Raw genomic sequence first — 15,930 nt, 5'->3', positions numbered from 1 at the left:
ATAAAATAAAAAATTTTAAATTCGATAAGTGTGCTATAATGGCTATAGATTGCTTTGAAGGAGGTGGACGTATGTTTCAAGTTGGAGACAAGGTTTTTTATCCGATGCACGGAGCAGGCGTAATCGAGGCGATGGAGGATAAAGAATTTCTGGGTGAAAAACACCTCTATTATGTGCTCAACATGCTGCTGAAAGAGTTAAACATCATGGTCCCGGTTGAAAAGATGTCCGCTCTTGGTATTCGAAAGGTGGTCGAAGCCGACATTCTGGAGAATGTTTTGGCCGCCATACGAGAGGGGAAGCGCGACACCACCTTGAATGCAGCACAGCGCTACAAGCTTCATACAGAAAAAATGAAGAGTGGCGATATTTACGAGCAATCTGAGGTCATTCGCGATTTGGTTAGCATGAGTAAAGAAAAAGTATTGGGAACGAGCGACAAAATGATGCTGGATACTGCGCAGCAGCTTCTTATTAGTGAAATTGAACTGGTAAAAGGTGTAGATACGGAACAGGCAACAGAAATGCTAAAACATGCTGTTTGCCCTGAAGAAATGTCTGAGATTGTGCCATAAACATCGTCATACAAGTAAGCAAGGGGAGTGATTGTTACTACAATCGCCCCCTTTTTTGTTTGTCCGTTAGAGCAACGAGCCATGATCCAGGGAAAATTCTTGGCGACTGGCAAAATGGTGGTATCCAGCACGTACAAAGGCTTTGGCCATTGGCGTGTTTTTTACATCGGTATCTGCGCGGATGTATGTTTCTCCTGCTTGTACAAGGACGTCTGTGGCCTGTTTCAGCAATCGATCAATATAGCCGTGTCCTCTTTGCTCGGGGAGAACACCGATGTAACCAATCGTAGCAAAGGTAGGGCTGACCGTAGGCATCAAAAAACCGATCAGCTCATTTTTTGCTGTATAGGCAAGCTGCCACCATTCTGGTTCGTATTTCATTTGTTGCAAATCTTGAAACATTTCCTGTGCTTGGGCTAGTGGGCCTTTTTCCAAACGCTCCTCTGCAATTTGTTGATCATGGGTGAATTGCGAGACACGCAGGATGGCATCCACAAATGCAGCTTCACCAACCTCAGGAAGACTGCGGTACACGATCGGATCATGCGTTTCTTCTGATGGTATTGAAGTTTCCTCAATCGGAGCATGCCGTTCGAATCGGTTTGTTTCTCGGCTGATCCGAAAGCCGAGCGCTTCTAGAACATTTCTTCGCTCTTGGTGATTCGTTTGCCATTGAGGAGAGGAGGATGGTGAATCCAGAACATAGCCGATTTTCTCCGTAAGATTTCCCGCCATGAGTGTGAAGGCTTCGCGTAAGAAATGAGCTCCGAGAGAAGGGCATTCTGATTCTTTCCATGGTAGCTCCCACAATCCCAAATCAGACGCTTGCTCACTGCCAGGCAATGTCCAGAAGGCGAGACGACCAGCCATTTTACCATGTACCTCCAGAACGAAGCACCAGTCCTGACGCATGGCTCCTTGTGTGAACATTTTATCGAGGTAAGCGGCAATATCATCTCGAACTGACGCAGGGTGATCCGGGAATGCAATAAATGCTGGTAAATCCTCCGGGTGGATACGGCGAACGGTGATCATGCAAGTAATCTCTCCTTTGTAACTATCTAAAATAATTTCGTTAGTTACAAATGGATTTTACCAAAATGTTCTGTGAATCGTCAATCGTCGTCTATGTAGAAAAATAGGGAGGGTAGGGAGCAAAATGCGTGCTCCCTGTTTGCTCCTGTGTTATTCAATCAATACGCCCCGCGACCTACCTATGATGCGGATGGCGCGATTCCACAGCAACTGGAGTTTTTTTCTCTGCAGGGGCCTCAAATACAGATCAGGGCTTTTCAGATACAAACGCATGGGGATGACACGAAAGCATATACGCCCTTGACTTACATAACGCTGCGAATACGTTGGGATGACCGAAATTTGCTCGATTGAAATCTGATTCCTCTCATCCTTTTCGACAGTAAATCGCAGGATTGCCCCGCACTGGGATTGATCAAACGAGAGCATTTTCTCAGAGGTGAAATTGCCCAAAGAATAAGCGACGAGCGTTTGTCTCTTTGTTCCTTGAGCCGTCGTGATACTCGGGGTGACAACAGGTTGCAGAACATGTGGATGAGCCCCGAGGATGACATCAGCACCGTTGTCGAGCAGGCTTTGTACGAACTGCCGCTGGCGAGTCGTCGGTGTATAGCGGAATTCAATCCCAAAGTGAAGAGAGATGATCACAACATCGACGAGAGGACGGACTTTTCTTAAGTCAGATAAAATCGTGTCAAGCTGAAGGAGTCGGACGATCCATGGTGTATGAGCGGGGATTACCTGCTTGTTTGTCCCGTAAGTGTAAGCAAGCAGGGCGATGCGAATGCCGTTTACCTCCTTGATCAGGTAGGTATTCGCCTCCTCGGGGCTTCGATAGGTTCCGGTATGAGCAAGCTTGTATCGATCCAAAACATCAAGGGTTCGGCATAGTCCGGTTACTCCGCCATCCAGACAGTGGTTGTTCACTGTAGTCAATACGTCAAATCCAGATGTTTTCAAGTCCCGAGCCAGTTCATCTGGACAGTTGAAGCGTGGGTAACCAGTTCGTGCCGAACCGATTTGATAGGGCTGTGTATTCCCGGAAAAGGTGGTTTCTAAATTGCCAATCGTGAGATCTGCCGCTGAGAGAATCGGTGCCACGGGAAGAAACATATCCATAAAAGAGAATTGATCGCCTCCAAGCAGTCTAGCAGTTGCCACCTGTTCTTTCCACATAAGGATGTCGCCTACAGCAGCGATGGTGGCCTTCTTTTTCATACGCTTCACCTCCCCTCCTACTCTATTCCAGAAGTCGTCCGTCTGATTTGGATAGTAGCGGAACGTTTTCATAGATAATGGTCTATACAGGCTGTCTATGTCGTTCATACAATAGGAAAGCTGATCGAGAGAAGAACGAGGCAAAGGGGGTGATGCCCGTGAAAAAGAAGAGAAGAGCTGTTGTACCTGTAAAGACACTAATTCTCGACAAGCCGGTTATCGCTGTGACGGGAAGTGCAGGGAAGACCACAACAAAGGAAATGATCTATTCCATCCTGAATCTACGCATGCCCACGTATAAATCGATGTACAACAAGAACTTCCTGGGAAATACAAGAGCGCATACCAAAAGAATTCGGGACGAGCACAAGGCCGTAGTGCTTGAGTATGGTATATATCGAAGCGGTCATTTGCGACAGCATTGCAAAATCATACAGCCGTCTATGGGAGTTATCACGAATATTGGCACGGCCCATATCGGAAATTTTGGCGGTGATGCCAGGCAACTGGCGTTAGCCAAAACGGAGTTAATTCGTCATATGAAATCCACGGGAACCATTTTTCTCAATTGGGACTGTCCCTTTTCTCGGGAGTTTATTCAACAGCCTTACTTAGGTTCGTTCACGGGAAAAATCGTGACATTTGGCAAGGAGCAGGAGGCGGACTATAAGGCGGGACGAACGAAATTAGAGGGGAATGGGTTGCGATTCGATTGTTCTTTGCGCGGAGAGAAGGAGTCATTTTTTGTCCCTATTCCGGGAGAGCATAATTTGTCCAACGCTTTGGCTGCTATTGCTGTCGCGCATACGATGGGGATTCCCGTCGATGATATTCGCCGCGGGTTAAGTCAGTTTCGCGGACAGCGCAAACGACTAACTAGCTATAGACTCGCGGATAACATTCAGGTGCTGGATGATACCTACAGCTCGAATCCGGATGCGGCCAAGGCGGCTATTGATGTGTTAAGCCAGGTAGGGAATACCACAAAGATTGCAGTGCTCGCCAGTATGTTGGAAATGGGCAAATACGACGTGAAAGGTCATGAAGATGTCGGGAAATATTTGAGCCAGAAAAATATAGATTACTTATATACACTGGGAAGAAGTGCTAGGAATATTGCCAGAGCAGCGATTCTCTCCGGATTTCCGGCAAATCGGGTCAGACATTGCTTGAGTAAGGCAGGCTTGCATCGGCGTCTAGCAAAACAGTTGAAGCCAAATACAGCATTCCTCGTAAAAGGATCAAATCGGTTGAAAATGGGAGAGACTGTACAATTTTTGTGCAGGGTAACAGCCAATCGAAACAGGCGAAAAAGATGAAAAAGTGGGACGCAACCTCGATGGCGGACAAGGAATTGCATACAGGCTATTGCGGAAAAAATAGGTGAATGACGACGGGCAAACGCACATACCATCTGTGCGTTTGCTGCATCTCCTATAGGGAGACTAGTAGGAGGTGACACGTCATGTCATATCAATTTCCCCCTGGCGGTTCAGAAGGTTCCCCAGGTTATCAAGGTTCCCCCGGTTCACCGGGAGGTTTTCCTCCACCACCACCGGGTCCTCCACCGAGTAGGACGCCAAGTGCACCGGGAGCAAGAGGCTATGGGGGAACACGCCGTATTGATGCTGGCGGATTCCGCCCCTGTTTATATCGGTACACGTATGTTTGGCTGCGAAATGGCCGTTCTTTCTGGTTTTATCCCGTCTATGTCAGTCGCAACTCTGTAACCGGATACCGCTGGAGAGGAAATCGCTGGGAGTATTACGGGACAGACTTGGATCGGATTTCCTATTTCACCTGCTAACTCCATATACAAGCAAAAAGGCCATTCCCTGGGAGGATGGCCTTTTTATTTTGAACTACTTATTTTATTGAGAGTGAAAAATCCTTGTGATCATGAATGTCTCCTTTTTCCACATGGACCTTCACTGTATAATCCCCAGTGGTCGGGAACTGTACATTGCCTCCATACTGCCCTGCAGCAGTTTCCGTTGCATCGACGAAGCTGTGCTTCTCGGCATTTCCCAGCCAGAACTCGAATTTGACTGTCGCTTTGTCCAACGCTTTGTTGTCTTTCATGAGATGAACCGTGAGAGCAGCTGGTGTTGCTACTTGAATATTATCGGCTGGGGAGAAATGATAATCCACTGTTTGAGCATTTGCGTGACCTGCCGCCCCATGATCGTGTGACTGACCTGCGCCAGCTTGAGGTGTGGATGGCGTCGCCCCGGGAGTCTCGCCACCCTTGTTGTTTACGGTAAACGGTGTCTTCTGCATATTGTGGAAATCACGTGCCGTTACGTGGTAGTAGACAAAGTAGGAACCTGGCTCGCTAATGGTTTGTTGGGCCGTATAGACACCGTCTCCTTGCAGCGCAGCCGGGATCGTTTCATGCTTTTCTTGCCCATCTTTCCACCATTCGAACTTCACTTCCTTGGCATCGTCCACGGGTTGCCCATCTTGTGTAACTTTAACCGAGAAGGTAACCGTGTCGCCCGCTACAAGCTCTTTTGGTTCCAATGTAAAGGCAGCCTCGACGGGAGATCCGGGTAGCAAGGCTTGTTGCTCGTTCTCTTTTCCACAAGCGGCTAAAAGGAGCATGAGCATGGATAAGAGCAGAATCATTGTACGTTTCATGTTGGATTACCCTTCCTTCTTCAATTTCAACAGTTCCTGATAAATTTGTTCGGGATCGAAATCGTCTCCCATGCCGAATTTTTGAATGACGGCATTGTTATCATCCACGAGATACGTACTCGATGTATGAGAGATGAATCCATCTTCCATCTTATTGGAAAAAAAGCCAAGTGAATTTGTAACCGTTTTGATCGTTTCGTCATCACCCCTAAGCAGGGTCCAGCCTTGTTCTTGAATCCCCAACTGCTTGGCATAGTAGCGCATGACATCAGGAGTGTCGTTTTGCGGATCAATCGTGATGGTCAAAAATTCAACGTCTTGCCCCATCAAGTTTGCTTCAAGCAAGCGTTTTTGCAGCTGAACCATTTTTACCGTTGTCGTGGGACAAATATCCGGGCAACGGGTATAAATCAGCTCCACCAAACGAAACGTTTTCTTTTGCGGTGCCAACGAATAGGATTGTCCATCGATGGTTTGCAGAGTCACGTCATCTGGTAATTTCGCCTGGGCATTTTTGGGTCCGAACCAAACCCAAGAAGCGACAAGAGCAACAAGGACAAGAATGGGTAATAGCAAGAGCAACCGTCTGATTCGAATAGCGGTAGCAGGGGCGATATTCACGTGAGTATCGCCTCCTTTCTGATTCTATTTGGACTATGGTGTCATGAGTCCGTCCTCTTCCTGATTCTTTTCTTTTCGATACCAGGTAGAGAAGATGTAAGCCAGGACGACACCGTACGTCAGCTCCTGCATGAGCTTCATCACAATTCCGCCCAGCCGTTGATCTTCCAGAGGGGGCAGTGGAACGGCGAACATCGATTTGTCGATCGGCGTGGAAAAGAATGGAGCGCAGAGCAGGGAAGGACCGTCTACATATGTCGTATACAATGGTGTTGCTGAAAAAATAATCAGTGCGCACGCAGGTGTAATCAAAACACCGTTAGCAAAGATGTAGGCAAGCTTTTGCAGTTCCGACAGACGATGAATTTCTGGTATTGGTGCGATAACAGGCATCCACATCAAAATCGCAGTCACCAGCAACAGTAAATGAATCAAATTATGTAGGGCCAGGTTGTTCATCGCCAAGTCTAAAATAACAGGCATATGGTAAAACGAGAACAGGGCATTGAACATGAGAATAGCGGGTATCGGGTGACTCGCTATACGCATGAAAATCTTGAGCCCCCGGCGATAGAACAGGGAACGGATCAACCATGATGGGGTACCAGCCAAGAGCAGCAAGGGCATTACGAGATAGAGCAGCGACTGCTGCAGCATGTGGGCGCTAAACAAAAAATGCCCGGCTACGTTCAAGGGACTCCCCATACTAAAGTAAAAACCGATTAAGCCGAGAGTGAAAAAAGTCTTTTGCTTACGTGTAACAGGTGTGGAATCTTGAAAAGTTTGGCGTAATGGTCCGATCAGCGCGAAATAAGCCAGACCGATCAAGAAGGTCAGAAGAATCAGCTCTGGATTCCACGTCGCCCGAAAGCCAAAGGTTTCAGTGAAATAAGTGAGGGTCATGCGATTACCTCCGTTTTCAAGGATTATCCCCAGTACTCATTATAGGCAAATAACTGGAAAAGCCTAATGACTCGTTCGGGCTATTTCTTCCAAGGAAACGGAATTCTTCACATATTTGTCACGTATGTCCAAATGAAAAGAGCCTCCCACAAAGAATCGAGGGAGGCTACCACACGTTATGATTTTTTCTGTTCTTCCAACCAAGTTTTCCATTCGCTTGCTTCGCGTCCGCCGACGAGTCGAGCTACTTCCTTGCCGCCCTTGTAATGAACAAGGGTCGGGGTAAACTCGATCTGGTAATCGTTGTAGCTGCCATTGAATTCGAGCAGGTTGTGCTTTTTCATGTCGATATCCAAGCTTTTGACAATCGGCACCAAGACAGGTGTCGTTGCTTTGCAATGCTCGCAGAGTGGACTGAAGTAGTATACAAACATGTCCTCCTGATTATCGAGCTTGGTTTTGAGCTCATCAGGCATGATGAGATTATCGTACAGCGGGTCACTCAATTGTTCGAGAGTGGAAGGATGCAAATTGGCTTTACCATAAGGGTTTCCTTCCGCAAGCTGACGGTTCGAAATATCAGCGTACACGATTGCACCGATCAGGATAGCAGCCACAAGGATGGATAGAAAGATGACTTTTTTCATGAATCATTTCTCCTTTGCATTTTTCATAACGATGACAAGCAGGATGCTGATCAAGGTGAAGGCAATGAGCGCAAGGAACGGAATGGTGATAAACCCAAGCCAGTTAATATAGTCCGTGTTGCATGGCACAATGCCGCAAGCACTACCCAGATCTTGCAGGGCAGGTATTTTTTGAATCGAGTAATGATACAGCGATGTGAGTCCTCCTATGATGGAGAGAATCAAGGCGTACGACGCGATCTTGTCATCTTTCTTCGCGGAGGCAACCCCGAGTAAGATGACGAGCGGGTACATCAAGATTCGCTGGTACCAGCACAGGTCACACGGTATGTACTTTAACACCTCTGAAAAAAACAAACTGCCTCCTGTGGCGATTAGGGAGACTCCCCATGCGGCAAACATGGCTTGTTCCACGATTTGCTGACGTTTCATATAAACACCTCGTTCATATATTAACATATTACAAATCGAAAGTTGATTATAAAAAGTAATAATTTGTTGAACGATTGGGCTTGTCTCATGCACCATACTGGATGCACTACCCGATGCGCTTGCAGCAGGTAGGAGCACCAGTGCGTAAGCTCCCAGTTTTCCCAAGCATGATCAGTAGACTCGTACTTGTGGGGAGGAGTGCCTATCCCGAATCGGTACGAAAATGGATTGGAGAGAAGGCCATTCGACGAGCATGACCCCTCGCCAATATCCTGCACCACCATCAATGCCTACTATATTGTCTCTGCGCCAAGGACCGTTGCCTGAGTATTGAGGTAATCCTGGAACAGGCGTATGGCCAAAAATGACAGGGAGATCTCCATCATAATAAAGGTAAAACGGCTCGCGAATCCATAGTAAATCGTGCGGATTTTGTTCCTGCAAGGGGATGCCGGGTCGAATTCCTGCGTGGACCAAAAGTACGGCTGGAGCTCCTGTTCTCGGATCGGCTGGCAGCTCTATATACAAAGGAAGAGATGACAAGGCTGGCAAAATTGTTGGATAGCGTGAAAGGATGAATTGCCGCGCTTCTTCTTGTTCTTGCAAAGAAGGCATCCGGTTAAGAAAAGCTCGCCGAAGCGGGTGATTTCCTAAGAAAGAGCGTATGGTGGCATCGCCGCCATTGTAGCGCAGGTATAACTCCGGATTGCCGTTGCCAGACAGCCAATCCTCGAGCATTTGCTCGTGGTTGCCTTTTATGAGATAGATTTGGTTCGGATACGCCTGCCGAAGAGCGAGTAGATCGAGCAAAACTTCCTTTGATTCAGGCCCCCGATCGATCATATCCCCCAATACATACAGCCGATCACCAGCCTGAGGGGAGAAGGAAACGTCCCCCAGCGCCTTTTGAAAAGCCTGATTTTGACCATGTATGTCTGAGACCAAATAAGTAGCCAAACAAGATCATCCTCCTCGATTACCCGTTGTGCCTTTTAGTAGGATATGTTTGTGCAAAGTGGAGGGTGAAAGGGTGTGTCTCTTTCTCGGTTGTTTAGATGGGTGCACATATTTTGTGAACGGGAATAGAGATACAGAATGAGTCAAATACCCATACGGTGGGAGGATCAAACGACGATGGCTACTTCCTATCGCGACTATACATCGCCAAATACTCAGTTTACGTACGATATGAGAAATAATCTGTTTTTCAAAAAGGACGATCGGAACTTCATCGATTCCCTGGGGATCGCACAATTAAATACATTAGGCAACAGTTCGTTGCTGGATATTTTCCTGACAACCGGAAACGTTGTCGAGCCACACATCCATCAAAATGCATCGGAGCTGGTGTACTGCATCGCTGGTGAGGCCATTGTGTCCTTAATCAATCCTTTTACCAATCAATTGCTCAATTACAATATGAAACCGAGACAAGTTGCCAATATCCCGCAGGGCTGGTGGCACTATGAAATGGCCTTGACTGACGATACGCACTTACTGGCTATTTTTGATGCGCCTACTCCTGAGGTGATCTTTGGCTCCGATATTTTGCGCTTGACTCCAGCGAGTGTGTGGGCACATACGTATTGTTTAGACGAAGCAAAGGTAAAAGAAACATTTGCGCCTCTTACCAAAACAGTCGTGATTGGACCGCCAGTAGGATGTCAGCAGCAAGGGCAGTTACCAGATAGAGCTGCCTCAAGTCAGTACCCGTACTATGGCTACTCGAGCCAACTGCCAGACAGTTACGGTTATTACGATGCCAACTATGTGCAGCAGGGTGGATATGGACAGCACACAGTCTATCAACAGCCGACTGGTTATCCGCACTATGGCACGCCACCCTACCATACCGGATATCCGCCACAGCCCGTTTATCCATCTTATTGAATGGAAAGACAGATGGCGTCCTGATGAGCAGGTCTCCCAAATCCAGCATTCTTCTATTACAATCAGGAGTAGAACATTTTCAAAGAAGAAGGGGAGACCATGATGGATCATCTGGCACACTGGTTGCGGACATCTTCCTATACAGTTGTATTTACCGGAGCAGGCATGTCGACAGAGAGTGGCTTGCCTGATTTTCGTTCACAGTCTGGGCTATGGCGCGGCAAAGATCCGATGCAGCTCGCGAGTACACATGCGATGATGGAGAATCGGGAAGCGTTTGTGGAATTTTATCAAATGCGCATTCAAGGACTGATCTCTTGCAAGCCACATGCCGGACACGAATGCTTGGCGGAATGGGAGCGGCGTGGCTTGATTCATGGGATCATTACACAAAATGTAGATGGCTTTCATCAAGAGGCGGGAAGCTTGGCTGTAGCCGAACTGCACGGCTCCCTTGCAAAAATCCGCTGTCTCGCCTGCGGGACCGAGTATGCCAACACACATTATCTGGAGGAACAAGGAACGATCTGCGCATGCGGAGGATTTTTGCGTCCAGGTGTAGTCCTGTTTGGAGAATCATTGCCGCAATCGCAAGTCGATCAAGCCATCTCGTGGACAGAAGAAGCCGATTTGTTTATCGTCTTAGGCTCTTCGCTTACCGTGAGTCCAGCCAATTGGTTCCCGCCGCATGCAAAAGAAAGAGGAGCCAAACTGGTCATTGTCAATCAAGAACCAACTCCATTGGATGCGTGGGCAGATTTGGTCATCCAAAATGAACAGATCGGCGACGTGCTGCAAAGAGTAGGACAGTCGTTAGGAGAATAAAAGCAGGCGTGCTCGATGAAAAGAGTATGCCTCTTCAGTTCGGACTCGTTGACATGCTTGCTTGATGGTGTTTGCGTTCAATTGATCATCCTTATTGACGGTGACGCTTCCTATTATATTTTCGACCATGTACAATTAGTATTTATATTCAATATTTTACCATTATTGAGACGGTATTCCAATATTTGTTCGAACCATGTGAATCACCCTAGAGCTTGCGCGAAAAACATGATACCATCGAGTGTAAGATTCATATGGCTTCTCGATAAGCAAATAGAAAAGTACAGGTGACGTTCATGCAAATATTATCAGTAGAAAACCTCTCCAAAGGCTATGGAGAAAAAGTATTGTTTGATAACATTTCCTTTCATATTGCCGAGCAAGAGCGCATTGGTCTGATTGGTGTAAATGGTACGGGAAAATCCTCTTTGCTCAAAATCGTGGCGGGCTTGGATACAGCGGATAGCGGGAAAATCGTTCACGCGAATCATTTCCATGTGGAGTATTTGCCGCAAAATCCCGATTTTGACGAAAACTCCTCCGTACTTGAACAAGTATTTTACGGCGATTCACCGCTCATTCAGCTTTTGCGTGATTATGAAACAGCACTAGAGGCTGTTCAGGAATCGCCTGACGACGAGAAAAAGCAGGCGCGATTGTTTGCTGTTCAAAACAGGATGGATGCGGCTGATGCGTGGGAGAGCAATACGCAAGCCAAAATGATCTTGACCAAGCTAGGACTGCACAATTTCTCGCAAAAGGTAGGCGAGCTCTCCGGTGGACAACGAAAGCGGGTAGCAATGGCACGTGCTTTGATCCAACCAGCAGACCTGCTCATTTTGGATGAGCCTACGAACCATATTGATAATGAGACAGTCGAGTGGCTGGAAGAGTATTTGTCCCGCTTCAAGGGTGCTTTGCTGCTCGTTACCCATGATCGTTACTTCCTGGATCGTGTGACGAACCGCACGTTTGAGCTGGATCGCGGCAAGCTGTACAGCTATGAAGGCAACTACGGTATGTTTCTGGAGAAAAAGGCGGAGCGTGAAGAAAATGAGGCTGCCGTAGAGAGCAAGCGGCAAAATCTGCTTCGTCGAGAGCTGGCATGGCTTCGTCGTGGAGCAAAAGCGCGTACGACCAAACAAAAGGCGCGTGTGCAACGTGCTGAGGAGTTACGAGATAAAGCCGTAGATGGACCTGCTGCCAAGATGGAAATGGCACTCGGCGCCAGCCGTCTCGGCAAAAAGGTGATCGAGCTTACCAACATCCATAAAGCGTACGGTGAGCAAAAACTCATCAACGATTTCAGCTATATCGTCCTGCCAGGTGATCGTGTGGGGATTATAGGGCCAAACGGAAGCGGGAAAACGACGCTCTTGAACATGCTGGCAGGAAGAATTCAACCGGATAGCGGTTCATTGGAAATCGGGACGACTGTTAAAATCGCCTACTACACCCAAGATAGTATCGAGATGGATGAAAAGCTGCGCGTCATCGAATATGTAAAGGAAGCAGCAGAGGTAATTCAGACGAGCAATGGAGAGTCGATTACGGCTTCGCAAATGCTGGAGCGGTTCCTGTTTTCGCCGCATATGCAATGGACGCCGATTTCCCGCCTGTCTGGGGGAGAGCGCAGACGTCTCTATCTGCTCCGTACGCTGATGGGAGAGCCGAATGTCCTGTTTTTAGATGAGCCAACGAATGATTTGGATATTCAAACGCTCAGTATTTTAGAGGACTATCTCGAGCAGTTCCCAGGCGCAGTCATCACGGTATCGCATGACCGCTATTTCCTTGATCGTACCGTTGACCATTTGTTTGCTTTTGAAGGGCAAGGAAGCATTCGTCATTACTACGGCAACTACTCTGAGTACCTGGAAGAAAGACGTCAGGAAAAAGCAGCACAGGTGGAAGAAGCGGATCAACAGGCAGAAAAGGCGCAAAGCAACAGCGGGGCTAATCGCGGCAACAACCGCACGCGCAAGCTGTCCTACAAGGATCAGAAGGAATGGGATGCGATTGAAGGCAAGATCGCGGCTTTGGAAGAGCGCAGCGTCAAACTAAAGCAAGAGATTGCAGCGTCTGGCAGTGATTACGGCAAAATTGAAAAGCTCTATGCAGAGGAACAGCAAGTGGCGGCAGAGCTGGAAGCAACCGTTGAGCGTTGGGCGGAATTATCTGCTTTGGTAGAGGAATTGGAGCAAGGGAAATAATTAGTTGCGTACCAATCTCTGTGTGTATAGCCAGTAATTGAGGGTTGGGAAAGCGACGCTTCCACCTGTAGACTAGAATAGATTACTAGAGTAGAGGAGTCGCTGTCGTTGCCTGCCTATAAGTTAGACCCGGAATGGGTGATGTCTTACCTAGAGCTGCAAGAACACGAGCTCTCTTCCGAAGTGCATCCAGAGAATAAAGAAGTGATCATGAACAAGATCAGGGAAATGACGTTATCGATCATGTACAAGCAAGCCAGAAGATTTCTTGTATACTTGGAATCGGATGAATCGGATGAAACGGAAGCAGAAAGAACGAAAAAGACTCATCTTATGTAAAGAAGACCCGCCTTAGTTTGAGAGAGGCGGGTCTTTCTTATTGTTGTCTGATTCGAACGGGCGTACCAATGGGCACGATTTTTGCGAGAGCGTTCACGTCCTCATTGTACATGCGAATACAGCCGTGAGATACGTACTTGCCGATGGAGGAAGGATCATTCGTGCCGTGAATGCCATAGTGTGGCTTGCTTAGTCCCATCCAAATTGTGCCGAATACACTCAAAGGTCCTCCCGGATAGGAATTCGGATAGGGGACTTTGTTGATGATGGTAAAATCCCCTCGTGGCGTCGATGTGGCAATTTTACCCAAGGAAACAGGATAAGAGCGGACGAGTCGATTCCCATCGAAGAGATCGAGACGTAGCTTCGCAATCGAGATGCGGATGTTGTAGGACGGCAGCTTCTTCACCTCCCCCACAAACGATACGAAATGCCGCTGTTACTATCTTATGAAAACCAACGAAACCGGTACCTTTCCTCTCATGATTAATGTAGTTTGAAATCTAACGAAAACGTATCCGGATAGCGCAGGCCGTCACGATAGAACAAGGTTCTCACCCAGACGTACATCCGTAAAGGAATGGAAGGAAAGACAATGGCCAGCTTACCTTCTTCCAAGACAGGCAAATCGAGCGGGGATTGAATTTCATAAGGGACTCCTTCTTGATCAAGCAACGATTTGTAATGTTGGGCCTCGCTCCAGCTAACAGGATAATAAAATGATCTCTCCATCCATTTCCAACACCTTTCCAGGTTTCACTGCTTCTCATTGTATGAAAAACATTTGAGATAAAAAAAGAATCAAACGCCACAGGCATTGAAAATTAGGCAGTCCAAATGAGGTTTCAAAAGTGTCGTCTGGGCAAAAACGTCATGATTTTCCCAGAAAATGCGTGTAAAGTGGAAGTAAGCAAAAAATGGAGGGACACGGGAATGAAGCAGACGCACTTGCACTTTAACATGCAAATAGGCAGAAAAAAGCCAGTGAGTGTAAACAACACAGAAACGGCCTGTCCTTTTTGTGATCGAAACAGTCTCACAGACGTTTTGGAGCAGCGGGGCTCCATGATTTGGCTCAAAAACAAATTCCCTGTTTTGGAGGATACGCATCAGACTGTTTTGATTGAGTCGGATGAATGTCAAGGGGATTGGTCTGTCTATTCCAAAGAACATGTACGAGCATTGCTGGCATTCGGAGTGGAGAAGTGGCTTGAAATGGAGCAAAGCAAGTCTTATCGTTCCGTTCTGTTTTTCAAAAACCACGGCCCGTATTCAGGGGGGAGCATCCGTCATCCGCACATGCAGATCGTCGGATTACATGACTACAACTATCTGGATCAGGTAAAAGACAGTGATTTTATTGGTATGACCATCGATCAAGAGGCGGGGATTGAATGTAATCTGTCTACGCATCCGCGTGCAGGTTTTTTTGAATACAATGTCATTCTATCGGACTTTGATCGATTACCGAAAATGGCAGACTACTTACAAATTTTAGCACATTGGATACTGACTCATGTCAATCCGCGGAACCAAAGCTACAATTTTTTCTTTTACCATTGGGGAGAAAAGCTGATCGCCAAAGTGGTTCCCAGGTTTGTTACCTCTCCTCTTTACGTAGGCTATTCCATCCCACAGGTAGCCAATAATTTGGAAGAAACCATTGCTGAAATACAGAGACGTTACTTCTAACCTTAGAAAGGGTGCTTCGCTTTGACGTATATGATCACGGCAAGAAAAACACTCACCTCAGAGGAACTGGCACAGATTAAAGAACTGGTTGCAATATGTAACGAGCAGGATGGCATTGATCTCAAAGTGAACCCGAGTATGCTGGAAAAGCGTTCGGGGGAGCATGAAGAAGATTTCTTTTGTTATGTGAACGAAAAGCTGGTCGGGTTTCTCGGACTTTATGTGTTTCACAGTGGCGAGGCAGAAGTGAGCGGAATGGTCCATCCAGCTTATAGAAGAAAGGGCATCTTTACAGCACTGCAAGCAAAAGCCGCAGACGAATGCAGAAGAAGAGGCATCCCCTCGCATTTATATATCGTTCAGCGAGATTCGCAAAGCGGCAAGTCATACATGGAGCGAATCGGTGGGGATTATCAATTCTCGGAATATTGGATGGAATTGGGGGAGAAGAAAACAGGAAACCTCTTGGGAAATGTAAACCTCCGCCCCGAGACTGCCAATGATCTCGAAACATTGATCTGGCTGAATATCCATGGCTTTCAATTAGAGGAAGAACGCGCCAGAGAGATGTCAGTGAATATGGCAGGAGACCCGAAATCCCGTACATATATGATGGTAGTTGACGAACAGGCGATTGGCAAAATAAGTGTCAGGAAAAATGAAGGTAAGGCATTCATTTATGGATTTTGTGTCCACCCGGATCATCAGGGGAAAGGCTATGGACGTCAGGCTTTGGCCCAAACAATCCTACTCATGGAGGAGGAAGGGTATCCGCACGTGTCACTTGAGGTAGCCTGTGAAAACAGCAAGGCTTTGGGCTTGTATGAATCATGCGGTTTTTCTGTGAAATCAGCGAACGATTACTATAAGCTGGAGCTGTAATTGTCAAACTGCATTTGT

19 protein-coding genes are annotated in these 15,930 nt (G+C 47.2%); 9 read left to right on the top strand and 10 right to left on the bottom strand.

Annotated elements, in window-relative coordinates; translation table 11 throughout:
* Window positions 1-71: 71 nt before the first annotated feature.
* Window positions 72-575 carry a CarD family transcriptional regulator gene (locus tag ACFYU8_RS10175; RefSeq protein WP_390297753.1) on the top strand — a complete coding sequence of 168 codons (504 nt, stop codon included), beginning with the start codon at window positions 72-74 and terminating at the stop codon, window positions 573-575.
* Between the two features lie 66 nt (window positions 576-641).
* Here ACFYU8_RS10175 and ACFYU8_RS10170 read toward each other — a convergent pair whose 3' ends face one another.
* The gene (locus tag ACFYU8_RS10170; protein ID WP_390297751.1) at window positions 642-1,610 is read right to left on the bottom strand and encodes a GNAT family N-acetyltransferase; all 969 of its coding nucleotides are present in this window, start codon (window positions 1,608-1,610) and stop codon (window positions 642-644) included.
* 150 nt (window positions 1,611-1,760) lie between these two features.
* A complete protein-coding gene (locus ACFYU8_RS10165) occupies window positions 1,761-2,828 on the bottom strand; it encodes a CapA family protein (RefSeq protein WP_390297748.1) in 1,068 nt (355 codons plus the stop codon).
* A gap of 152 nt (window positions 2,829-2,980) precedes the next feature.
* Between ACFYU8_RS10165 and ACFYU8_RS10160 the strand changes: the two genes are divergently transcribed.
* Window positions 2,981-4,147 carry a UDP-N-acetylmuramoyl-tripeptide--D-alanyl-D-alanine ligase gene (locus ACFYU8_RS10160; protein WP_390297745.1) on the top strand — a complete coding sequence of 389 codons (1,167 nt, stop codon included), beginning with the start codon at window positions 2,981-2,983 and terminating at the stop codon, window positions 4,145-4,147.
* A 146-nt stretch (window positions 4,148-4,293) separates the two neighbouring features.
* Complete coding sequence (locus tag ACFYU8_RS10155) at window positions 4,294-4,635, top strand: transporter (protein ID WP_390297742.1); 342 nt, start codon at window positions 4,294-4,296, stop codon at window positions 4,633-4,635.
* A gap of 59 nt (window positions 4,636-4,694) precedes the next feature.
* On the opposite strand, the gene ACFYU8_RS10150 is transcribed toward ACFYU8_RS10155, so the two are convergent.
* From ACFYU8_RS10150 to ACFYU8_RS10125, 6 genes are all read right to left on the bottom strand, one after another.
* Window positions 4,695-5,468 carry a FixH family protein gene (locus ACFYU8_RS10150; protein ID WP_390297739.1) on the bottom strand — a complete coding sequence of 258 codons (774 nt, stop codon included), beginning with the start codon at window positions 5,466-5,468 and terminating at the stop codon, window positions 4,695-4,697.
* Between the two features lie 6 nt (window positions 5,469-5,474).
* Window positions 5,475-6,089 carry an SCO family protein gene (locus ACFYU8_RS10145; RefSeq protein WP_390297736.1) on the bottom strand — a complete coding sequence of 205 codons (615 nt, stop codon included), beginning with the start codon at window positions 6,087-6,089 and terminating at the stop codon, window positions 5,475-5,477.
* A gap of 33 nt (window positions 6,090-6,122) precedes the next feature.
* Entirely contained in the window at window positions 6,123-6,992 is an 870-nt protein-coding gene (gene ctaG / locus ACFYU8_RS10140) for a cytochrome c oxidase assembly factor CtaG (RefSeq protein WP_390297733.1), read from the bottom strand.
* A 176-nt stretch (window positions 6,993-7,168) separates the two neighbouring features.
* Window positions 7,169-7,639, bottom strand: a complete 471-nt coding sequence (locus ACFYU8_RS10135) for a thioredoxin family protein (RefSeq protein WP_390297730.1) — start codon at window positions 7,637-7,639, stop codon at window positions 7,169-7,171.
* Between the two features lie 3 nt (window positions 7,640-7,642).
* Complete coding sequence (locus ACFYU8_RS10130) at window positions 7,643-8,071, bottom strand: disulfide oxidoreductase (RefSeq protein ID WP_047072664.1); 429 nt, start codon at window positions 8,069-8,071, stop codon at window positions 7,643-7,645.
* 171 nt (window positions 8,072-8,242) lie between these two features.
* The gene (locus ACFYU8_RS10125; RefSeq protein WP_390297726.1) at window positions 8,243-9,028 is read right to left on the bottom strand and encodes a metallophosphoesterase family protein; all 786 of its coding nucleotides are present in this window, start codon (window positions 9,026-9,028) and stop codon (window positions 8,243-8,245) included.
* A gap of 177 nt (window positions 9,029-9,205) precedes the next feature.
* Here ACFYU8_RS10125 and ACFYU8_RS10120 point away from each other — a divergent pair, with 177 nt between their 5' ends.
* The 4 genes from ACFYU8_RS10120 to ACFYU8_RS10105 all read left to right on the top strand — a co-directional run bounded on the left by ACFYU8_RS10120 (window position 9,206) and on the right by ACFYU8_RS10105 (window position 13,338).
* Complete coding sequence (locus tag ACFYU8_RS10120) at window positions 9,206-9,961, top strand: cupin domain-containing protein (protein WP_390297723.1); 756 nt, start codon at window positions 9,206-9,208, stop codon at window positions 9,959-9,961.
* 102 nt (window positions 9,962-10,063) lie between these two features.
* On the top strand, window positions 10,064-10,786 hold the full coding sequence (locus tag ACFYU8_RS10115) for an NAD-dependent deacylase (RefSeq protein WP_390298604.1): 723 nt from the start codon (window positions 10,064-10,066) through the stop codon (window positions 10,784-10,786).
* 296 nt (window positions 10,787-11,082) lie between these two features.
* On the top strand, window positions 11,083-12,999 hold the full coding sequence (locus ACFYU8_RS10110; protein WP_390297720.1) for an ABC transporter ATP-binding protein: 1,917 nt from the start codon (window positions 11,083-11,085) through the stop codon (window positions 12,997-12,999).
* Window positions 13,000-13,107: 108 nt separating this feature from the next.
* Window positions 13,108-13,338: a hypothetical protein gene (locus tag ACFYU8_RS10105; protein WP_390297717.1), complete on the top strand. Its 231-nt coding sequence runs from the start codon at window positions 13,108-13,110 to the stop codon at window positions 13,336-13,338.
* A 37-nt stretch (window positions 13,339-13,375) separates the two neighbouring features.
* Here the strand turns inward: ACFYU8_RS10105 and ACFYU8_RS10100 are convergent, their stop codons facing one another.
* Together ACFYU8_RS10100 and ACFYU8_RS10095 are read right to left on the bottom strand one after the other, a co-directional pair.
* A complete protein-coding gene (locus ACFYU8_RS10100; RefSeq protein ID WP_390297714.1) occupies window positions 13,376-13,747 on the bottom strand; it encodes a L,D-transpeptidase in 372 nt (123 codons plus the stop codon).
* Between the two features lie 77 nt (window positions 13,748-13,824).
* The gene (locus tag ACFYU8_RS10095; RefSeq protein ID WP_390297711.1) at window positions 13,825-14,070 is read right to left on the bottom strand and encodes a hypothetical protein; all 246 of its coding nucleotides are present in this window, start codon (window positions 14,068-14,070) and stop codon (window positions 13,825-13,827) included.
* Between the two features lie 201 nt (window positions 14,071-14,271).
* Here ACFYU8_RS10095 and ACFYU8_RS10090 point away from each other — a divergent pair, with 201 nt between their 5' ends.
* The gene (locus ACFYU8_RS10090) at window positions 14,272-15,030 is read left to right on the top strand and encodes a DUF4931 domain-containing protein (RefSeq protein WP_390297708.1); all 759 of its coding nucleotides are present in this window, start codon (window positions 14,272-14,274) and stop codon (window positions 15,028-15,030) included.
* A gap of 30 nt (window positions 15,031-15,060) precedes the next feature.
* Entirely contained in the window at window positions 15,061-15,912 is an 852-nt protein-coding gene (locus tag ACFYU8_RS10085) for a GNAT family N-acetyltransferase (RefSeq protein ID WP_390298601.1), read from the top strand.
* Window positions 15,913-15,930 lie beyond the last annotated feature (18 nt).

The sequence above is a fragment of the Brevibacillus sp. NPDC003359 genome (assembly GCF_042878995.1).
Classification (GTDB): domain Bacteria; phylum Bacillota; class Bacilli; order Brevibacillales; family Brevibacillaceae; genus Brevibacillus.
The sequence above is the reverse complement of the archived record's forward strand: the minus strand, read 5'-3'. Positions and strand labels throughout refer to the sequence as shown.

What these genes read in the sequence shown, in the direction of transcription:
- ACFYU8_RS10175 (WP_390297753.1), top strand. Translation starts at nt 72, where the DNA reads ATGTTTCAAGTTGGAGACAAGGTTTTTTATCCGATGCACGGAGCAGGC.
- ACFYU8_RS10170 (WP_390297751.1), bottom strand. Translation starts at nt 1,610, where the DNA reads ATGATCACCGTTCGCCGTATCCACCCGGAGGATTTACCAGCATTTATT.
- ACFYU8_RS10165 (WP_390297748.1), bottom strand. Translation starts at nt 2,828, where the DNA reads ATGAAAAAGAAGGCCACCATCGCTGCTGTAGGCGACATCCTTATGTGG.
- ACFYU8_RS10160 (WP_390297745.1), top strand. Translation starts at nt 2,981, where the DNA reads ATGCCCGTGAAAAAGAAGAGAAGAGCTGTTGTACCTGTAAAGACACTA.
- ACFYU8_RS10155 (WP_390297742.1), top strand. Translation starts at nt 4,294, where the DNA reads ATGTCATATCAATTTCCCCCTGGCGGTTCAGAAGGTTCCCCAGGTTAT.
- ACFYU8_RS10150 (WP_390297739.1), bottom strand. Translation starts at nt 5,468, where the DNA reads ATGAAACGTACAATGATTCTGCTCTTATCCATGCTCATGCTCCTTTTA.
- ctaG (WP_390297733.1), bottom strand. Translation starts at nt 6,992, where the DNA reads ATGACCCTCACTTATTTCACTGAAACCTTTGGCTTTCGGGCGACGTGG.
- ACFYU8_RS10135 (WP_390297730.1), bottom strand. Translation starts at nt 7,639, where the DNA reads ATGAAAAAAGTCATCTTTCTATCCATCCTTGTGGCTGCTATCCTGATC.
- ACFYU8_RS10130 (WP_047072664.1), bottom strand. Translation starts at nt 8,071, where the DNA reads ATGAAACGTCAGCAAATCGTGGAACAAGCCATGTTTGCCGCATGGGGA.
- ACFYU8_RS10120 (WP_390297723.1), top strand. Translation starts at nt 9,206, where the DNA reads ATGGCTACTTCCTATCGCGACTATACATCGCCAAATACTCAGTTTACG.
- ACFYU8_RS10115 (WP_390298604.1), top strand. Translation starts at nt 10,064, where the DNA reads ATGGATCATCTGGCACACTGGTTGCGGACATCTTCCTATACAGTTGTA.
- ACFYU8_RS10110 (WP_390297720.1), top strand. Translation starts at nt 11,083, where the DNA reads ATGCAAATATTATCAGTAGAAAACCTCTCCAAAGGCTATGGAGAAAAA.
- ACFYU8_RS10095 (WP_390297711.1), bottom strand. Translation starts at nt 14,070, where the DNA reads ATGGAGAGATCATTTTATTATCCTGTTAGCTGGAGCGAGGCCCAACAT.
- ACFYU8_RS10090 (WP_390297708.1), top strand. Translation starts at nt 14,272, where the DNA reads ATGAAGCAGACGCACTTGCACTTTAACATGCAAATAGGCAGAAAAAAG.
- ACFYU8_RS10085 (WP_390298601.1), top strand. Translation starts at nt 15,061, where the DNA reads ATGATCACGGCAAGAAAAACACTCACCTCAGAGGAACTGGCACAGATT.